We start from the raw sequence: 15,157 nt of genomic DNA, 5'->3' as shown, positions 1-15,157 counted from the left end.
GACGGCGTTCCCTGCCGCCTTGTTCACCTTCTGCGACGATGCGAAGAAGAGGGGAGAGCGACCAGGAAGGGAACGGTATGTGCGGAATCGTCGGATACGTCGGTGGTCAGTCGGCGCAGGACGTCGTCGTCGCGGGTCTCAAGCGCCTCGAATACCGGGGCTACGACTCGGCGGGAATCGCCGTCCTGGCGGACGGCGGGCTGGCTGCCGCCAAGAAGGCCGGGAAGCTCGTCAATCTGGAGAAGACGCTGGCCGAGGCGCCGCTCCCGGCCGGGACCACCGGGATCGGGCACACCCGCTGGGCCACTCACGGCGCTCCCACCGACGCCAATGCCCACCCGCACCTCGACAATGCGGGCCGCGTCGCCGTCGTGCACAACGGGATCATCGAGAACTTCGCCGTCCTGCGCGCCGAACTCGCCGAGCGGGGCCACGATCTGGCCTCCGAGACCGACACCGAGGTCGTCGCCCATCTCCTCGCCGAGGCGTTCTCGTCCTGTGCGGACCTGGCGGAGGCGATGCGGCAGGTCTGCCGGCAGCTGGAGGGCGCCTTCACCCTCGTCGCCGTGCACGCGGACGCGCCCGACGCGGTGGTCGGGGCCCGGCGCAACTCGCCGCTCGTGGTGGGGGTGGGGGAGGACGAGTCGTTCCTGGCCTCCGACGTGGCCGCGTTCATCGCGCACACCCGCTCCGCGATCGAGCTGGGGCAGGACCAGGTGGTGGAGCTGCGCCGGGAAGGTGTCACCGTCACCGACTTCGACGGGCGGCCCGCCGAGGTCCGTAAGTACCACGTGGACTGGGACGTCTCCGCCGCCGAGAAGGGCGGCCACGACTACTTCATGCTCAAGGAGATCGCCGAACAGCCCAAGGCCGTCGCCGACACGCTCCTCGGGCGGATCGACGGCGCGGGCCGGCTCCACCTCGACGAGGTACGGATCACGCCCCGCGAGCTCCGGGAGGTCGACAAGGTCGTCATCGTCGCCTGCGGTACCGCGTTCCACGCAGGGATGATCGCCAAGTACGCCATCGAGCACTGGACCAGGATTCCCTGCGAGACCGAGCTGGCCAGCGAGTTCCGCTACCGCGACCCGATCCTCGACCACCGCACCCTCGTCGTCGCGATCTCCCAGTCCGGCGAGACGATGGACACTCTGATGGCCCTGCGGCACGCCCGCGAACAGGGTGCGAAGGTCCTCGCCATCTGCAACACGAACGGCTCCACCATCCCGCGGGAGTCCGACGCCGTGCTCTACACGCACGCCGGGCCCGAAGTCGCCGTCGCCTCCACCAAGGCGTTTCTCACCCAGCTCGTCGCCTGCTACCTGGTCGCGCTGTATCTCGGACAGATCTGCGGTACGAAGTGGGGCGACGAGATCCGGACCGTCATCCGCCAGCTCTCCGAGATCTCCGGGGCGGTCGAACGGGTCCTTGCGACCATGGAACCCGTACGCGCACTCGCCCGCTCCCTCGCCGACCACGACACCGTGCTCTTCCTGGGCCGCCATGTCGGCTATCCCGTAGCCCTGGAAGGCGCGTTGAAGCTCAAGGAACTCGCGTACATGCACGCCGAGGGCTTCGCCGCCGGTGAGCTCAAACACGGGCCGATCGCGCTCATCGAGGACGATCTGCCGGTCGTCGTGGTCGTGCCCTCACCGCGCGGCCGGTCGGTGCTGCACGACAAGATCGTGTCGAACATCCAGGAGATCCGGGCCCGCGGCGCCCGCACCATCGTCATCGCCGAGGAGGGGGACGAGGCGGTCGTCCCGTACGCCGACCATCTGATCCGGATTCCCGTTACGCCTACGCTGCTTCAGCCGCTGGTGTCGACCGTGCCGCTGCAGGTGTTCGCCTGCGAACTGGCGACGGCCCGCGGCAACGACGTGGACCAGCCGCGCAATCTGGCGAAGTCCGTGACCGTGGAGTAGCGAGCAGTGAAGGAACAGGCGTGATCATCGGGGTCGGGATCGATGTGGCGGAGATCGAACGGTTCGACGCGGCGCTGGAGCGTACGCCGCAGATGGCCGACCGGCTCTTCCTGAAGAGTGAGTTGCTGCTGCCCAGCGGCGAGCGGCGCGGTATCGCCTCGCTCGCCGCGCGGTTCGCCGCGAAGGAAGCCCTCGCGAAGGCGCTCGGCGCACCGAGCGGCCTGCTCTGGACGGACGCCGAGGTGTACGTCGAGGACAGCGGGCAGCCCCGGCTGCGGGTGATCGGCACGGTCGCCGCACGCGCGGCCGAGCTGGGCGTACGGCACTGGCATGTGTCGCTCAGCCACGACGCGGGGGTGGCATCGGCCGTGGTGATCGCGGAGGGTTGAGCACATGCGTACTGCGTACAGCGTTCAGACCGTAAGGGCCGCCGAGCGGGCCCTGATGGCCAAGCTGCCCCAGGGCGCCCTGATGCAGCGCGCCGCGGCGGGACTCGCGGCGGCCTGCGCCGATGTGCTGCGGCGGCGCGGCCGGGTGTACGGGTCCCGGGTCGTCCTGCTCGTCGGCAGCGGCGACAACGGGGGCGACGCGCTGTACGCGGGCGCCCGGCTGGCCCGCCGCGGCGCGGGCGTGCGCGCCGTGCTCACCTCCCAGGGGCGCGCCCATGAGGGCGGGCTCGCGGCGCTGCTCGCGGCGGGCGGGCGCGTGGCGGAGGGGGGCGCGGCGACGAGCGCCTGGGGCGGGCACATCGATCTCGTCGTGGACGGGATCACCGGCATCGGCGGGCGCGGCGGGCTGCGCGCGGAGGCCGCCGAGCTGGTGCGGGCCTTCGAGGCGACCGGTGCGGCCTTCGTCGCCGTCGATCTGCCCAGCGGGGTCGAGGCCGACACCGGTGAGGTGCTCGGCGACGCCGTGCGCGCCGACGCGACCGTCACCTTCGGTACGCACAAGCCGGGGCTGCTCATCGACCCGGCCGCCGACCTGGCGGGCGCCCTGCACCTCGTCGACATCGGGCTCGGGCCCGAGCTGCCCGACGTACCCGACCTGGAGGCCTTGCAGTACGCGGACGTCGCCGCACTCCTGCCGGCTCCCAGCAACGAGAGCGACAAGTACCGGCGTGGTGTCGTCGGCATCGTTGCCGGGTCGGCGCGGTACCCGGGGGCGGCGGTGCTGGCCGTCTCCGGGGCGCTGCGGGGCGGTGCCGGAGCCGTGCGGTACGTCGGGCCCGGGGCCGGCGCGGTGATCGCCTGCCATCCGGAGACGCTGGTCCACGCGGGGCCGCCGTCGAAGGCCGGGCGGGTGCAGGCATGGGTCGTCGGGCCCGGGCTCGGTGACGGTACGGAGGCCGTCGAGGCGGTCCGTGGCGTGCTGGCCGCGGACGTTCCGGTGCTCGTCGACGCGGACGGGTTGCGGCTGCTCGACGCCACCGCCGTACGCTCGCGCACCGCGCCGACCGTCCTCACCCCGCACGCCGGTGAGGCCGCGGCCCTGCTCGGCGTCCCGCGCGAGGAGGTCGAGACGGGGCGGCTCGCCGCCGTACGGGAACTGGCCGCCCGCTACCGCGCCACGGTCCTGCTCAAGGGGTCGACGACCCTGGTCGCCACCGACACCGCAGACACTCCCGTACGGGTCAACCCGACCGGCACCTCCTGGCTGGCCACGGCCGGCAGCGGCGACGTCCTCTCCGGCCTGACCGGCTCCCTGCTGGCTGCGGGCCTCGCCCCGCGCGACGCCGCGTCCGTCGGTGCGTATCTGCACGGCCTGGCCGCCCGCCACGCCTCGAACGGCGCTCCCGTCGCCGCGCAGGACGTCGCCGAGGCGATTGCGGCGGCGTGGCGGGACGTACGGGGCTGAGTGATCCTGGGCGCAGGCAGCCGCCGACACGGGCTGACAGGAGCGACAGGAGGGCCGATCGTGGGCAGCAGCAGCGATGTGCGAGTACGCCGGGTGTACGACCCGCAGGAGGACGGCGACGGCACCCGCGTCCTCGTCGACCGGCTCTGGCCGCGCGGCGTGGCGAAGGACCGGGCCGGGATCGACAAGTGGCTCAAGGACGTCACCCCGTCGAACGAGCTGCGCGCCTGGTACCACGAGGACCGCACGGGCACCCGCTACGACGACTTCGTCGACCGCTACCGCGCCGAGCTGGCCGACCCCGCCCACACGGCGGCCGTCGGGGAGCTGGTGGAACTGGTCCGCGCGGGCGGCCCGGTGACGCTGGTCACGGCGGTCAAGGACGTACCGCACAGCCATGTCCCGGTCCTCGTCGACCATCTGGAACACGAGCTGCGCCATCACTGAGGTGTACACACCCAGCACGGCGGGCGACTCGGGCGGCGGGTCCTTCCCGACCCGCCGCCCGAGGGTGCTGTCGTACGCCTCTGAGAGACTGGGCGCGATGAACGAGACAGCGTCCTTGAGAGCCCGTGCCGAGATCGACCTCGCCGCATTGCGCGCCAACGTGCGTGTGCTGCGCGCGCGGGCGGCCGGCGCGCAACTCATGGCCGTCGTCAAATCCGATGCGTACGGGCACGGGGCGGTGCCCTGCGCCCGGGCCGCGCTGGAGGCCGGGGCGACCTGGCTGGGCACCGCGACGCCGCAGGAGGCGCTCGCCCTGCGGGCGGCCGGGCTCGGCGGCCGGGTGATGTGCTGGCTGTGGACGCCGGGCGGCCCCTGGCGCGAGGCGATCGAGGCCGACATCGATGTGTCGGTGAGCGGGATGTGGGCCCTGCGCGAGGTCGTCGCCGCGGCCACGGAAGCCGGTATTCCGGCCCGTGTCCAGCTCAAGGCCGACACCGGCCTCGGGCGCAACGGCTGCCAGCCCGCCGACTGGCCGGAGCTGGTCGCTGCCGCCCGCACCGCCGAGGACGCGGGCACTGTCAGGATCACCGGCCTCTGGTCCCACTTCGCCTGCGCCGACGAGCCCGGCCACCCCTCCATCGCCGCCCAGCTGAACGTGTTCCGGGACATGGTCGCGTACGCCGAGAAGGAGGGCGTCGACCCCGAGGTGCGCCACATCGCCAACTCCCCGGCGACGCTGACGATCCCCGAGGCGCACTTCGATCTCGTACGGACCGGGATCGCGATGTACGGCATCTCGCCCAGCCCCGAGCTGGGCACCCCGGCCGACTTCGGGCTGCGCCCCGTCATGACGCTCGTCGCGTCGGTCGCCCTGGTCAAGCAGGTGCCGGCCGGTCACGGGGTCAGTTACGGACACCACTACACGACGACCGCCGCGACCACCCTGGGCCTGGTGCCGGTCGGTTACGCGGACGGCATTCCGCGCCATGCCTCCGGCCGTGCACCCGTCCTGGTCGGCGGTGCGCGGCGGCGGATCGCGGGCCGGGTGGCCATGGACCAGTTCGTCGTCGACCTCGACGGGGACGAGATCGAGGTGGGCAGCGAGGCGGTGCTCTTCGGCCCGGGGGACCGGGGCGAGCCGAGCGCCGAGGACTGGGCGCAGGCCTGCGACACGATCGCGTACGAGATCGTCACCCGGATCGGCAGCCGTGTGCCGCGCGTCCATCTGAATGGAACCCCGGCCGGGTCCTGACCGATCAAGCGCCCCTGACCAGGCACGATCTGAGCACGGCCGGAACAGGCCAGCCCTGACCTGACGGATACGACCGACGAGGAGCGCGGCACGGTGAGCGAGATCGGTGCGGGGGACGCGGTCACGACGGCCGCTACGGCGGTCGGCTGGCGCCGGGCAGGGATCGCCGGAGCCGCCATAGGTGTGATCGCGGCCGGTGCGGCCGCCGGTGTCGCGGTCGAGCGGCTGACCGTGGGCCGTGGCATGCGCAGAAGGGCGAGGCTGGCGCTGGACGCCTCGGGGCCGTACGGCTCGCTGCGCGGGCTGCCGGGCCGGGCCGCGGCCGACGACGGCACCGAGCTGTACTACGAGGTCGACGAGGTCGAGCCGGACGGCGGTGCGGGGGCCGCCGGGGGCGACGAGAGCGGTACCAGCGCCTCCGGTACCGCCACGGGGGCCGGTACGCGCCGCCGCCGGCTCTTCGGCCGCAAGGCACCCGCGCCCGTCACCGTCGTCTTCAGCCATGGCTACTGCCTCAGCCAGGACTCCTGGCACTTCCAGCGGGCGGCGCTGCGCGGCCTGGTCCGCACCGTCCACTGGGACCAGCGCAGCCACGGCCGCTCCGAGCGGGGCCGGGCCCAGGCGGACGGGGTGACGGTCGGCATCGACCAGCTCGGCCGCGATCTGAAGGCGGTCATCGACGCGGCCGCACCGGAGGGGCGGCTGGTGCTGGTCGGGCACTCGATGGGCGGCATGACGATGATGGCGCTCGCCGAGCAGTACCCCCAGCTCATCCGGGACCGGGTCGCCGCCGTCGCCTTCGTCGGCACATCGAGCGGAAAGCTCGGCGAGGTCACTTTCGGGCTGCCGATCGCGGGCGTGAACGCCGTGCGGCGGGTGCTGCCCGGGGTGCTCAGGGCGCTCGGCTCCCAGGCCGAGCTGGTGGAACGGGGCCGGCGGGCGACCGCCGATCTCTTCGCCGGGCTGATCAAGCGGTACTCGTTCGGTTCGCGGGACGTCGACCCGGCGGTCGAGCGGTTCGCCGAGCGGCTCATCGAATCCACCCCGATCGATGTGGTCGCCGAGTTCTACCCGGCCTTCACCGAACACGACAAGAGCCACGTCCTGCCCGCCTTCCGTGACCTCCCGGTGCTGATCCTGGCGGGCGACAAGGATCTGGTGACGCCCAGCTCGCACAGCGAGGCCATCGCGGACCATCTCCCGGACGCGGAGCTGGTCATCGTCCCGGACGCCGGTCATCTGGTGATGCTGGAACACCCGGAAACGGTGACGGACCGGCTGGCGGACCTGCTGGTCCGCGTCGGGGCGGTGCCGGCAGCGGCTAACGTTGGCGGGCATGGAAGCACCGCACAACAGCCTGGCGGCTGAGGTGGACGAGGGCGCCGCGCCGGGCACCGTCACCGTGAGCCTCGCCGTCGAGTCCCCCGAACAGATGCAGGCCCTCGGCCGCCGGATCGCGGGTGTACTGCGCCCCGGCGACCTCGTGATGCTCACCGGTGAGCTCGGCGCCGGAAAGACGACGCTCACCCGTGGGCTCGGCGAGGGCCTCGGGGTGCGCGGCGCCGTCACCTCTCCCACCTTCGTGATCGCTCGCGTCCACCCGTCGCTGACCGGCGGTCCCGCGCTGGTCCACGTCGACGCGTACCGCCTCGGCGGCGGGCTGGACGAGATGGAGGACCTGGACCTCGATGTGTCGCTGCCGGAGTCGGTGGTGGTCGTGGAATGGGGCGACGGCAAGGTCGAGGAACTGTCGGAGGACCGGCTGCAGGTGCTGATCCACCGCGCGGTCGGCGACACGGACGATGAACGGCGCTCGGTGACGCTGGTGGGGATCGGGGCGCGCTGGGCGGGGCTGCGGGGGGCGCGAGAGACGCTGGAGGGCTGAGCACGGGTGTGCTTTCCGACAGTGTGTCGGCAAATTGTTGCGCCGGGCGGGGCGGGCGTGGTCACATGGATGGCGAGAGCGGGTTAGGTCTACCTAACCACGCCTTCCATCGGAGCCTCAGGAGGCATCCATGACGACGCCCGCCGAACGTGAAGTGCCGCCGCCGCCATCGATGAGAGACCTGCTGGCGGCTTGCGCTGCGGCCACGGCGGTCTCGACGCCGCCACCGCCGTCCACGGACCGGGCCCCGGCCGTTGCCCCGCCCTCCGACGCCGACCACGCCGAGTCCGCCCTGGAGCGCCGGGCAGGCTGAACGGATGGGCGGCACGCGGTGCTGGGTACGCAAACCGTGTGGGTGGAATTTCAAGCCTGTCCCGGCGACCGAGGACACCGTGGCCTGCCGGCTACGGGAGGACGACGACCTTCGTGCGCACCGTCGCGAACTTCCACATCGCATCCCCGTCGGCCCGGGACATTCGCACGCCGCCCGTCTTCAGCGACGGGTCCGGGCTCTCCATCGAGCCGTCCACTGCCGCGCTGAATCCCACGGCCACGCCGTCCGCCATCGCGAACCGCACCACGTGCTCGATCGTCACGCCGTCCGAGCCCCTGGTGGCCGGCCCCTGTCGCGGCGTAACCACCTGGTACGTGCCGGGCTGCGGACTCAGCGTGCTCGGCATGACCTCGAAGGTCCGGGTCACCTTCCCGGCCTCGTCGACGAGCCACACCTGACGGTCCTCCAGGGCGTACACCACACGCTTCCCGGAACCGGAGACGGCAGGGAGCGCGGCCGGAGGCTTCTTGGCCTTCGGCTTGTCGTGGCCGGCGGCGGGGGCGCTGCTGGAAGCCTTCGGCTTGGGGGCGGCGACGGTGTCGGGGGCGTTCGCCGATGCCTGGTAGGCCAGGAAACCGACCGCGGCGAGAGCCGCCACAGTGAGCCCGGCCACGATTCCCGAGCTGCCCCTAGCCACCGTGCGCGCCCCTTTCGCTTCCGTATGTACTACAAGCGTTTACGTCGTACCCGCGTGTACACGGTGACGGTAGCAGCCGGGGCCGGTCGTACCAGGACGCCGTACGGGACGCCGTGCCCGGTCGGAGGAGCCGTAGGCTGTTTGCGTGCTCTTGCTCGCCGTGGATACCGCCACCCCCGCCGTCACCGTCGCCCTTCACGACGGGACCTCCGTCGTCGCCGAGTCCGGTCGGGTCGACGCCCGAAGGCACGGGGAGCTGCTGCTGCCCGCCGTCGACCGGGTCCTCGCCGAGGCCGGGGTGAAACTCGACGCCGTGACCGACGTGGTCGTGGGCGTCGGGCCCGGACCGTACACCGGGCTGCGGGTCGGCCTGGTCACGGCCGCGACCTTTGGCTCCGCGCTCTCCGTACCCGTGCACGGGCTGTGCACCCTGGACGGTCTCGCGTACGCCGCCGGGCAGGGCGGCCAGGAAGGCCCGTTCGCCGTCGCGACGGACGCCCGCCGCAAGGAGGTCTACTGGGCGAGGTACGACGACTTCCGTACGCGTGCCACGGAGCCCGCTGTCGACCGGCCCGCCGACATCGCCGAGCAGCTCGCCGGACTTCCCGTCGTCGGGGCGGGCGCGGTGCTCTACCCCGAGGCGTTCCCGGACGCCCGGGGCCCCGAGCACGTCTCCGCGGGTGCGCTGGCAGCCCTCGCCGCCGAACGTCTCGCCGCGGGCGCGGAGCTGCTGCCGCCGCAGCCGCTCTACCTCCGCAGGCCCGACGCCCAGGTCCCGAAGAACTACAAGGTGGTCACCCCGAAGTGACGACCACGACTGCCGTACTGCGCGAGATGCGCTGGTGGGACATCGATCCGGTGCTGGAGCTCGAACACGAGCTGTTTCCGGACGACGCCTGGTCGGCCGGCATGTTCTGGTCCGAGCTGGCGCACTCCCGCGGCCCGCAGGCCACCCGCCGCTACGTCGTCGCCGAGGACCCCGTCACCGGCCGGGTCGTCGGCTACGCAGGGCTCGCCGCGGCCGGTGACCTCGCCGATGTGCAGACGATCGGTGTCACCCGCGACCACTGGGGCGGCGGCCTCGGCTCCGAACTCCTCAACGATCTGCTGAAGCATGCCACGGCCTTCGAGTGCGCCGAGGTGCTGCTCGAAGTCCGCGTCGACAACACCCGGGCGCAGAAGCTGTACGAACGCTTCGGCTTCGAACCGATCGGCTTCCGACGCGGCTACTACCAGCCGGGCAACATCGACGCACTCGTCATGCGCCTCCACGTACACGAACACGATCACGTACAAGAGCTCGTACAGGAAACAGAGACTGACTGATGGCTGACGAACCGCTCGTACTCGGCATCGAGACCTCCTGCGACGAGACCGGCGTCGGCATCGTCCGCGGTACGACGCTGCTCGCCGACGCCGTCGCGTCCAGCGTCGACACGCACGCCCGCTTCGGCGGCGTCGTCCCCGAGATCGCCTCCCGCGCGCACCTGGAGGCGATGGTCCCCACCATCGAGCGCGCCCTGAAGGACGCCGGGATCAGCGCCCGCGACCTCGACGGCATCTCCGTCACCGCGGGTCCCGGGCTCGCGGGCGCGCTGCTCGTCGGTGTCTCGGCGGCGAAGGCGTACGCGTACGCGCTGAACAAGCCGCTCTACGGGGTCAACCACCTCGCCTCCCACATCTGCGTCGACCAGCTGGAGCACGGCCCGCTGCCCGAGCCGACGATGGCGCTGCTGGTCAGCGGCGGCCACTCCTCGCTGCTGCTCGCGCCGGACATCACCAATGACGTACGGCCGCTGGGCGCGACCATCGACGACGCGGCGGGCGAGGCCTTCGACAAGATCGCCCGGGTGCTGGACCTCGGCTTCCCCGGCGGTCCGGTCATCGACCGGCTGGCGAAGGAGGGCGACCCGAAGGCGATCGCGTTCCCGCGCGGTCTGAGCGGCTCGCGCGACCCCGCGTACGACTTCTCCTTCTCCGGTCTGAAGACCTCGGTGGCCCGCTGGATCGAGGCCAAGCGCGCGGCGGGCGAAGAGGTGCCGGTACGGGATGTGGCCGCGTCCTTCCAGGAGGCCGTGGTGGATGTGCTCACCCGAAAGGCCGTCCGGGCCTGCAAGGACGAGGGCGTCGACCACCTGATGATCGGCGGCGGTGTCGCGGCCAACTCACGGCTGCGGGCGCTGGCCGAGGAACGGTGCGAGCGGGCCGGCATCCGGCTGCGGGTGCCGCGGCCGGGGCTGTGCACGGACAACGGGGCGATGGTCGCGGCGCTGGGCGCGGAGATGGTGGCCCGGGGCAGGCCGGCGTCGGACCTGGAGCTGTCCGCGGACTCGTCGCTGCCGGTGACCGACACCCACGTTCCCGGTGCCCACGCGCACGACCACGACCATGTGCACGAGATCAGCAAGGACAACCTCTACTCATGAGCGGTACGACCGTTGCGCTGATGTGGGAGGCCCGCGCCGTCGACGGCAGGGGTTCCGAACTCCTGGAGTGGGCGCGCGCCCGGTCGGCCGAGCTGGCCCGCGAGCCACTGCGCCGCGAGCTGCTGCGCGCCCCGCAGGACCGGGTCCTGGTCATCACCTGGTGGGAGGGGGCGTACGGCGACGAGCTGCCCGAGCTCCCCGAACCGGACCCCGAGCTGATCACTCGTCCGGTGCACCGCTGGCGTTTCGAGTCCGTGGGGGCCGTCGGGTCCCTCGGCTGAGTCGAGCCGCAGAGTCCGGGGGAATCTCCAGCCCCCGGGAAGTCCCCGGCCCCGGGGAAACCCTAGCCCCGGGAAGTTCCTCGGCTGATCAGCCCCTCGATGATCGCGTCGAGTTCCTCCGCCACTTCGTAGTCGGCTGCGTACTCGCGCCACCGGTCCCTGACCTCCGTCAGCCGGGGCAGCGCGGCCGCGTCCTCCTCGTTGATCATCTCGGGGAAGTACCGCCTGCCCGGCGGGTTCTCCGCGCGGCGCTCGGCCGCCCTGCGGAAGACCAGGTCGCCGTAGACGTAACTCCAGATCGTCCGGTACGCGCGTACCGCCTGGGCGGGGGAGAGACCGCAGGCGAGCGCGGAGCCGATGATCTCCTCGACCATCCACAGCGCGTTCTTGTCGGTGAGCTCGCCCAGCGCCAGGATGTCCAGCACCCAGGGGATTTGCGCCAGTATGCCGTGCATGTGCACCGCCACCGCGAGCAGCCGCTCGCGCGGGTCCTCGGGCAGTTCGGGGCGCGGGAAGGCGGCCGCGGTGCCCGACAGGGTGAGCATCAGCAGCTCGTCCTTGTCCTGCACATAGTGGTACAGCGCCATCGGCGTGGAGCCGAGCTCCTTCGCCACCCGCCGCATGCTCAGGGCGTCCAGGCCCTCTTCCTCGATGATGCGGCGCGCGACGGCGACCATCGCGTCCGGGTCGAGCCTGCGCGGCCGCCCGACGGACCGTTTCGCCGCCGTCTGCTTCTTCGCTGTTCCTGATGCCTTTTCTGTCCCTGACACCCGGGCATTGTCTCCCGTTCCAACGCGTCCGCCTCTTCCCCGATCCCCTCGCAGCTAATTTCTATACGCGTATAGTAATGGCTCGACCGAGCGACCGCGAGGGAAGGGGAAGTCGTGAACGACCAGTCACGACAAGTGCGTTGGCTGCTGATGGTGGCTCTCATCGTGCAGTTCATGGTGGCGTTGGACATGTCCGTGGTGAACGTCGCGCTGCCGGACATGCGCCGCGATCTCGGCTTCACCCCGGAGGGGCTCCTCTGGGTGGTGAACGCCTATGCGCTGGCGTTCGGCGGGCTGTTGATGCTCGGCGGGCGTCTCGCCGACCTGATCGGCAGCGGCCGGGTCCTGACGGCGGGCCTGGTGCTCTTCGGCGTGGCGAGCCTGGCCGGGGGACTCGCATGGTCGCCCGGTGGGCTGATCGCCGCACGGGCGGTGCAGGGGATCGGCGCGGCCGCGCTCGCCCCGGTCGCCTTCGCCCTGATCGCCATCGCCTTCCCGGCCGGGCCCGCCCGCTCCCGTGCCCTGGGGCTGTGGGGCATGGCGGGTGCGGCGGGCGGAGCGGTGGGCGTGCTCGCCGGCGGGGTGCTCACCGATGCGGCGAGCTGGCGTGCGGTGATGCTGGTGAATGTGCCGATCGTGGTGTTCGCGCTGGTGGGAGCCGTACGCTCCGGGCTGGAGAGCCGTCCCGCCCGGACCGGCGCCCGGCTCGATGTGGCCGGAGCGCTGCTGGCAACCGCCGGTGCAGCCCTGCTGGTCCTCGGGCTCGTACGCACATCGAGCCACCCATGGGGGTCGGCACAGACGCTGAGCACGCTCGGTGCCGCCGTGCTCCTGCTGGTCGCCTTCGCCGCTGTCGAGCTGCGGGCCGGGACTCCACTGCTGCGTCTCGGTCTGCTGAAGGGGAGGCCGGTCCTGACCGCGAATCTCTTCTGCCTGCTGCTGAGCTCGGGGCAGTTCGCCGCGTTCTACTTCGCCTCGCTCTACATGCAGCAGGTGCTCGGTTACGGGCCGACCGCCGCCGGTGCCGCGTTTGTGCCGTTCTCGGTGGGCGTCGTCGCGGGCTCGCTCGTCGCCACCCGTACGATCGCGGCGCTCGGCACCCGGCGGCTGCTGGCGGCGGGCGGTGGTCTTGCCGCGCTCGGCCTCGCCGGGTTCGCGGCGACGGCGCAGGCGGACGGCAGCTTCCTGTACTCGGTCCTCGGCCCGTCCCTGGTCTGCAGCACCGGCATCGGGATGTGCTTCGTACCGCTCGGCACCGCGGCCACGACCGACGTCGCGTCCGACGAGACGGGGATGGCCTCCGGGCTGCTGAACAGTGCCCGCCAGGTCGGCGGCTCGCTGGGGCTCGCGGTCCTGGTCACCGTCGCCGCCCGGGTCACCGGCGACGGTGACCGGCCGGCCGATCTGGCGGCGGGGTACGCGGCGGCGTTCTGGGTCTGCGCGGGGCTGCTCGCGGCGGCGGCGCTGGCGGCCCTGGTGCTTCTCCCGGCACTGGAACGGACCGCTCCGGTGGCTGCCCCGGTGGCCGTTCCGGAAGATTCTCAGAAGAATTCCGGTGGAGCTGTCGATCCGGCCGCCTCCCGTTCGACGCAAGGGTGAGAGGCGGGGAAGGACCCCGCCCTTCCGACCGAGGAGTCACCATGCCCCGCTTCATGTCGCTGATCCGCATCGATGAGCAGAACCTCCCCTCCGAGAACCCGGGCCCCGAGTTCGAGAAGCGCATGGGCGCCCTGTTCGAGGAGATCACCAAGGCCGGGGTCATGCTGGAGACGGCCGGGCTCACCCCGACCGCCCAGGGCACGAGGGTCACCTGGTCCGGCGGCAAGCTCAGCTGCACCGACGGTCCCTTCACCGAGACCAAGGAGGTCGTCGGCGGCTACGCCATCCTCCAGGCCAAGGACAAGGCCGAAGCCCTGGAATGGACCAAGCGGTTCCTGCAGATCCACCCGGCGAACTGGACCGTCACCTCCGAGGTCCGCCAGATCGACGAGGCCACGGGCCTCTGACCGGTCGCGCTTGCCGCCTCCCACCGCGGCTGCTCTGATGAGTGACCGTGACGGCAGCAAGTGCGAGGACGGCGGTCGAAGCGGTCTTCAGGATCGAGTCCGCGCGGATCATCGCAGGTGTCACCCGCATCGTGCGGGACGTGGGCATCGCCGAGGAACTCGCGCAGGACGCCCTGGTGGCCGCGCTGGAACAGTGGCCGGAGTCAGGTGTCCCGGACCGGCCGGGCGCCTGGCTCATGGCCACCGCCAGACACCGCGCGATCGATCTCGTACGCCGCAAGGAGACGTACGCGCGCAAGCTGGCCGAGGTCGGGCGGGCCCTGGAGGACGTGCCGCCGCCCGAGCCCGCCGAAGCGGACGACATCGACGACGACCTGCTCCGGCTGATCTTTACCGCCTGCCATCCGGTGCTCTCCACCGCGGCCCGGATCGCCCTCACCCTGCGGCTGCTCGGCGGGCTCACCACCGATGAGATCGCCCGCGCGTTCCTGGCCCCCGAACCGACCGTCGCCCAGCGCATCGTCCGGGCGAAACGGACCCTGGGCCGGGAGGGCGTCCCCTTCGAGGTGCCCTACGGACCCGAGCGCGCCGCCCGCCTCGATTCCGTGCTCGAAGTCATCTACCTGATCTTCAACGAGGGGTATGCGGCGACCACGGGCGACGACTGGCTGCGACCGGCGCTGTGCGAGGACGCGCTGCGGCTGGCCCGGGTGCTCGCGGGCCTGATGGAGCAGGAGCCCGAGGTCCACGGCCTGGTCGCGCTGCTGGAACTCCAGGCCTCGCGCACCGCCGCCAGGACCGGGCCGGACCGCGCGCCGGTGCTGCTCGCCGACCAGAACCGGGCCCGCTGGGACCACTTGCTGATCCGGCGCGGTGTCGCGGCCCTGGAGCGGGCCGTGGCCGCGACGGAGGAGGGCGCCGGGCTCGGCCCGTACGCCGTGCAGGCCGCGATCGCCGCGTGCCACGCCCGGGCGGTGACGTACGAGGACACGGACTGGACGACCATCGCCGTCCTCTACGACCGCCTCGCCGTCATCGCACCGTCTCCGGTCGTCGAGCTCAACCGGGCCGTGGCGGTCTCGATGGCACAGGGCCCGGCGGCCGGTCTCGCCCTGGTCGACGCGCTGGCCGACGACCCGGCGCTCAAGGACTACCACCTGCTGCCCAGCGTCCGCGGCGATCTGCTGGCCAGGACGGGCCGTACGGACGAGGCGCGGGCGGAGTTCGTACGGGCGGCCGGACTGACCCGGAACGAACGGGAACGCGCGATGCTCCTGGACCGCGCGGCACTTCAGGGCCGCGCCGAGCGATGAGTTCCGGGCGCCGGACCGGTCTACCCC

Annotated in this window: 17 protein-coding genes; 15 read left to right on the top strand and 2 right to left on the bottom strand. The window is 72.1% G+C overall.

Translation table 11 applies throughout. The features are described from left to right. Positions 1 to 77 precede the first annotated feature (77 nt). From glmS to OG609_RS16140, 8 genes are all read left to right on the top strand, one after another. Positions 78 to 1,925, top strand: coding sequence for a glutamine--fructose-6-phosphate transaminase (isomerizing) (gene glmS, locus OG609_RS16175; RefSeq protein WP_327273482.1), 1,848 nt, complete (start codon positions 78 to 80; stop codon positions 1,923 to 1,925). 20 nt (positions 1,926 to 1,945) lie between these two features. Beyond that, a complete protein-coding gene (locus OG609_RS16170) occupies positions 1,946 to 2,314 on the top strand; it encodes a holo-ACP synthase (protein WP_093897275.1) in 369 nt (122 codons plus the stop codon). 4 nt (positions 2,315 to 2,318) lie between these two features. Continuing rightward, the gene (locus OG609_RS16165) at positions 2,319 to 3,779 is read left to right on the top strand and encodes an NAD(P)H-hydrate dehydratase (protein WP_327273481.1); all 1,461 of its coding nucleotides are present in this window, start codon (positions 2,319 to 2,321) and stop codon (positions 3,777 to 3,779) included. Between the two features lie 60 nt (positions 3,780 to 3,839). After that, complete coding sequence (locus tag OG609_RS16160) at positions 3,840 to 4,226, top strand: DUF488 domain-containing protein (RefSeq protein WP_327273480.1); 387 nt, start codon at positions 3,840 to 3,842, stop codon at positions 4,224 to 4,226. A 97-nt stretch (positions 4,227 to 4,323) separates the two neighbouring features. Continuing rightward, positions 4,324 to 5,478 (top strand): alanine racemase, encoded by a 1,155-nt coding sequence (gene alr / locus OG609_RS16155; RefSeq protein WP_327273479.1) that lies wholly within the window; start codon positions 4,324 to 4,326, stop codon positions 5,476 to 5,478. Positions 5,479 to 5,571: 93 nt separating this feature from the next. Further along, a complete protein-coding gene (locus OG609_RS16150; protein WP_327273478.1) occupies positions 5,572 to 6,846 on the top strand; it encodes an alpha/beta fold hydrolase in 1,275 nt (424 codons plus the stop codon). Beyond that, positions 6,815 to 7,363 carry a tRNA (adenosine(37)-N6)-threonylcarbamoyltransferase complex ATPase subunit type 1 TsaE gene (tsaE, locus tag OG609_RS16145; RefSeq protein ID WP_327273477.1) on the top strand — a complete coding sequence of 183 codons (549 nt, stop codon included), beginning with the start codon at positions 6,815 to 6,817 and terminating at the stop codon, positions 7,361 to 7,363. The genes OG609_RS16150 and tsaE overlap by 32 nt, the downstream gene beginning before the upstream one ends. Before the next feature lie 130 nt (positions 7,364 to 7,493). After that, the gene (locus tag OG609_RS16140; protein WP_327273476.1) at positions 7,494 to 7,676 is read left to right on the top strand and encodes a hypothetical protein; all 183 of its coding nucleotides are present in this window, start codon (positions 7,494 to 7,496) and stop codon (positions 7,674 to 7,676) included. A 91-nt stretch (positions 7,677 to 7,767) separates the two neighbouring features. Here the strand turns inward: OG609_RS16140 and OG609_RS16135 are convergent, their stop codons facing one another. Continuing rightward, entirely contained in the window at positions 7,768 to 8,310 is a 543-nt protein-coding gene (locus OG609_RS16135; RefSeq protein ID WP_327278071.1) for a hypothetical protein, read from the bottom strand. A 169-nt stretch (positions 8,311 to 8,479) separates the two neighbouring features. On the opposite strand from OG609_RS16135, the gene tsaB reads away from it, so the two are divergent. From tsaB to OG609_RS16115, 4 genes are read left to right on the top strand one after another with little or no spacing between them, the layout of a single operon-like run. Further along, complete coding sequence (tsaB, locus tag OG609_RS16130) at positions 8,480 to 9,142, top strand: tRNA (adenosine(37)-N6)-threonylcarbamoyltransferase complex dimerization subunit type 1 TsaB (protein WP_327273475.1); 663 nt, start codon at positions 8,480 to 8,482, stop codon at positions 9,140 to 9,142. Beyond that, positions 9,139 to 9,660, top strand: coding sequence for a ribosomal protein S18-alanine N-acetyltransferase (gene rimI, locus OG609_RS16125; RefSeq protein ID WP_327273474.1), 522 nt, complete (start codon positions 9,139 to 9,141; stop codon positions 9,658 to 9,660). Before tsaB ends, rimI begins: the two co-directional genes overlap by 4 nt. Beyond that, positions 9,660 to 10,760, top strand: coding sequence for a tRNA (adenosine(37)-N6)-threonylcarbamoyltransferase complex transferase subunit TsaD (gene tsaD, locus OG609_RS16120; RefSeq protein WP_327273473.1), 1,101 nt, complete (start codon positions 9,660 to 9,662; stop codon positions 10,758 to 10,760). Before rimI ends, tsaD begins: the two co-directional genes overlap by 1 nt. Beyond that, entirely contained in the window at positions 10,757 to 11,041 is a 285-nt protein-coding gene (locus tag OG609_RS16115; protein WP_327273472.1) for a hypothetical protein, read from the top strand. Before tsaD ends, OG609_RS16115 begins: the two co-directional genes overlap by 4 nt. Before the next feature lie 62 nt (positions 11,042 to 11,103). On the opposite strand, the gene OG609_RS16110 is transcribed toward OG609_RS16115, so the two are convergent. Beyond that, on the bottom strand, positions 11,104 to 11,811 hold the full coding sequence (locus tag OG609_RS16110) for a TetR/AcrR family transcriptional regulator (protein WP_327273471.1): 708 nt from the start codon (positions 11,809 to 11,811) through the stop codon (positions 11,104 to 11,106). 150 nt (positions 11,812 to 11,961) lie between these two features. Between OG609_RS16110 and OG609_RS16105 the strand changes: the two genes are divergently transcribed. Genes OG609_RS16105 through OG609_RS16095 form a run of 3 tightly spaced genes read left to right on the top strand, consistent with a single transcriptional unit; the run spans position 11,962 to position 15,130 of the window. After that, positions 11,962 to 13,410 (top strand): MFS transporter, encoded by a 1,449-nt coding sequence (locus tag OG609_RS16105; protein ID WP_327278070.1) that lies wholly within the window; start codon positions 11,962 to 11,964, stop codon positions 13,408 to 13,410. 41 nt (positions 13,411 to 13,451) lie between these two features. Then, a complete protein-coding gene (locus OG609_RS16100; protein WP_266358684.1) occupies positions 13,452 to 13,817 on the top strand; it encodes a YciI family protein in 366 nt (121 codons plus the stop codon). 41 nt (positions 13,818 to 13,858) lie between these two features. After that, positions 13,859 to 15,130: an RNA polymerase sigma factor gene (locus tag OG609_RS16095; RefSeq protein WP_442817970.1), complete on the top strand. Its 1,272-nt coding sequence runs from the start codon at positions 13,859 to 13,861 to the stop codon at positions 15,128 to 15,130. The last annotated feature ends 27 nt before the right edge of the window (positions 15,131 to 15,157 follow it).

The organism is Streptomyces sp. NBC_01224 (genome assembly GCF_036002945.1).
In the GTDB taxonomy this organism is placed as follows: Bacteria; Actinomycetota; Actinomycetes; order Streptomycetales; family Streptomycetaceae; genus Streptomyces.
Note: the sequence above shows the minus strand (reverse complement) of the source record. Positions and strands in the feature narration are given on the sequence as shown.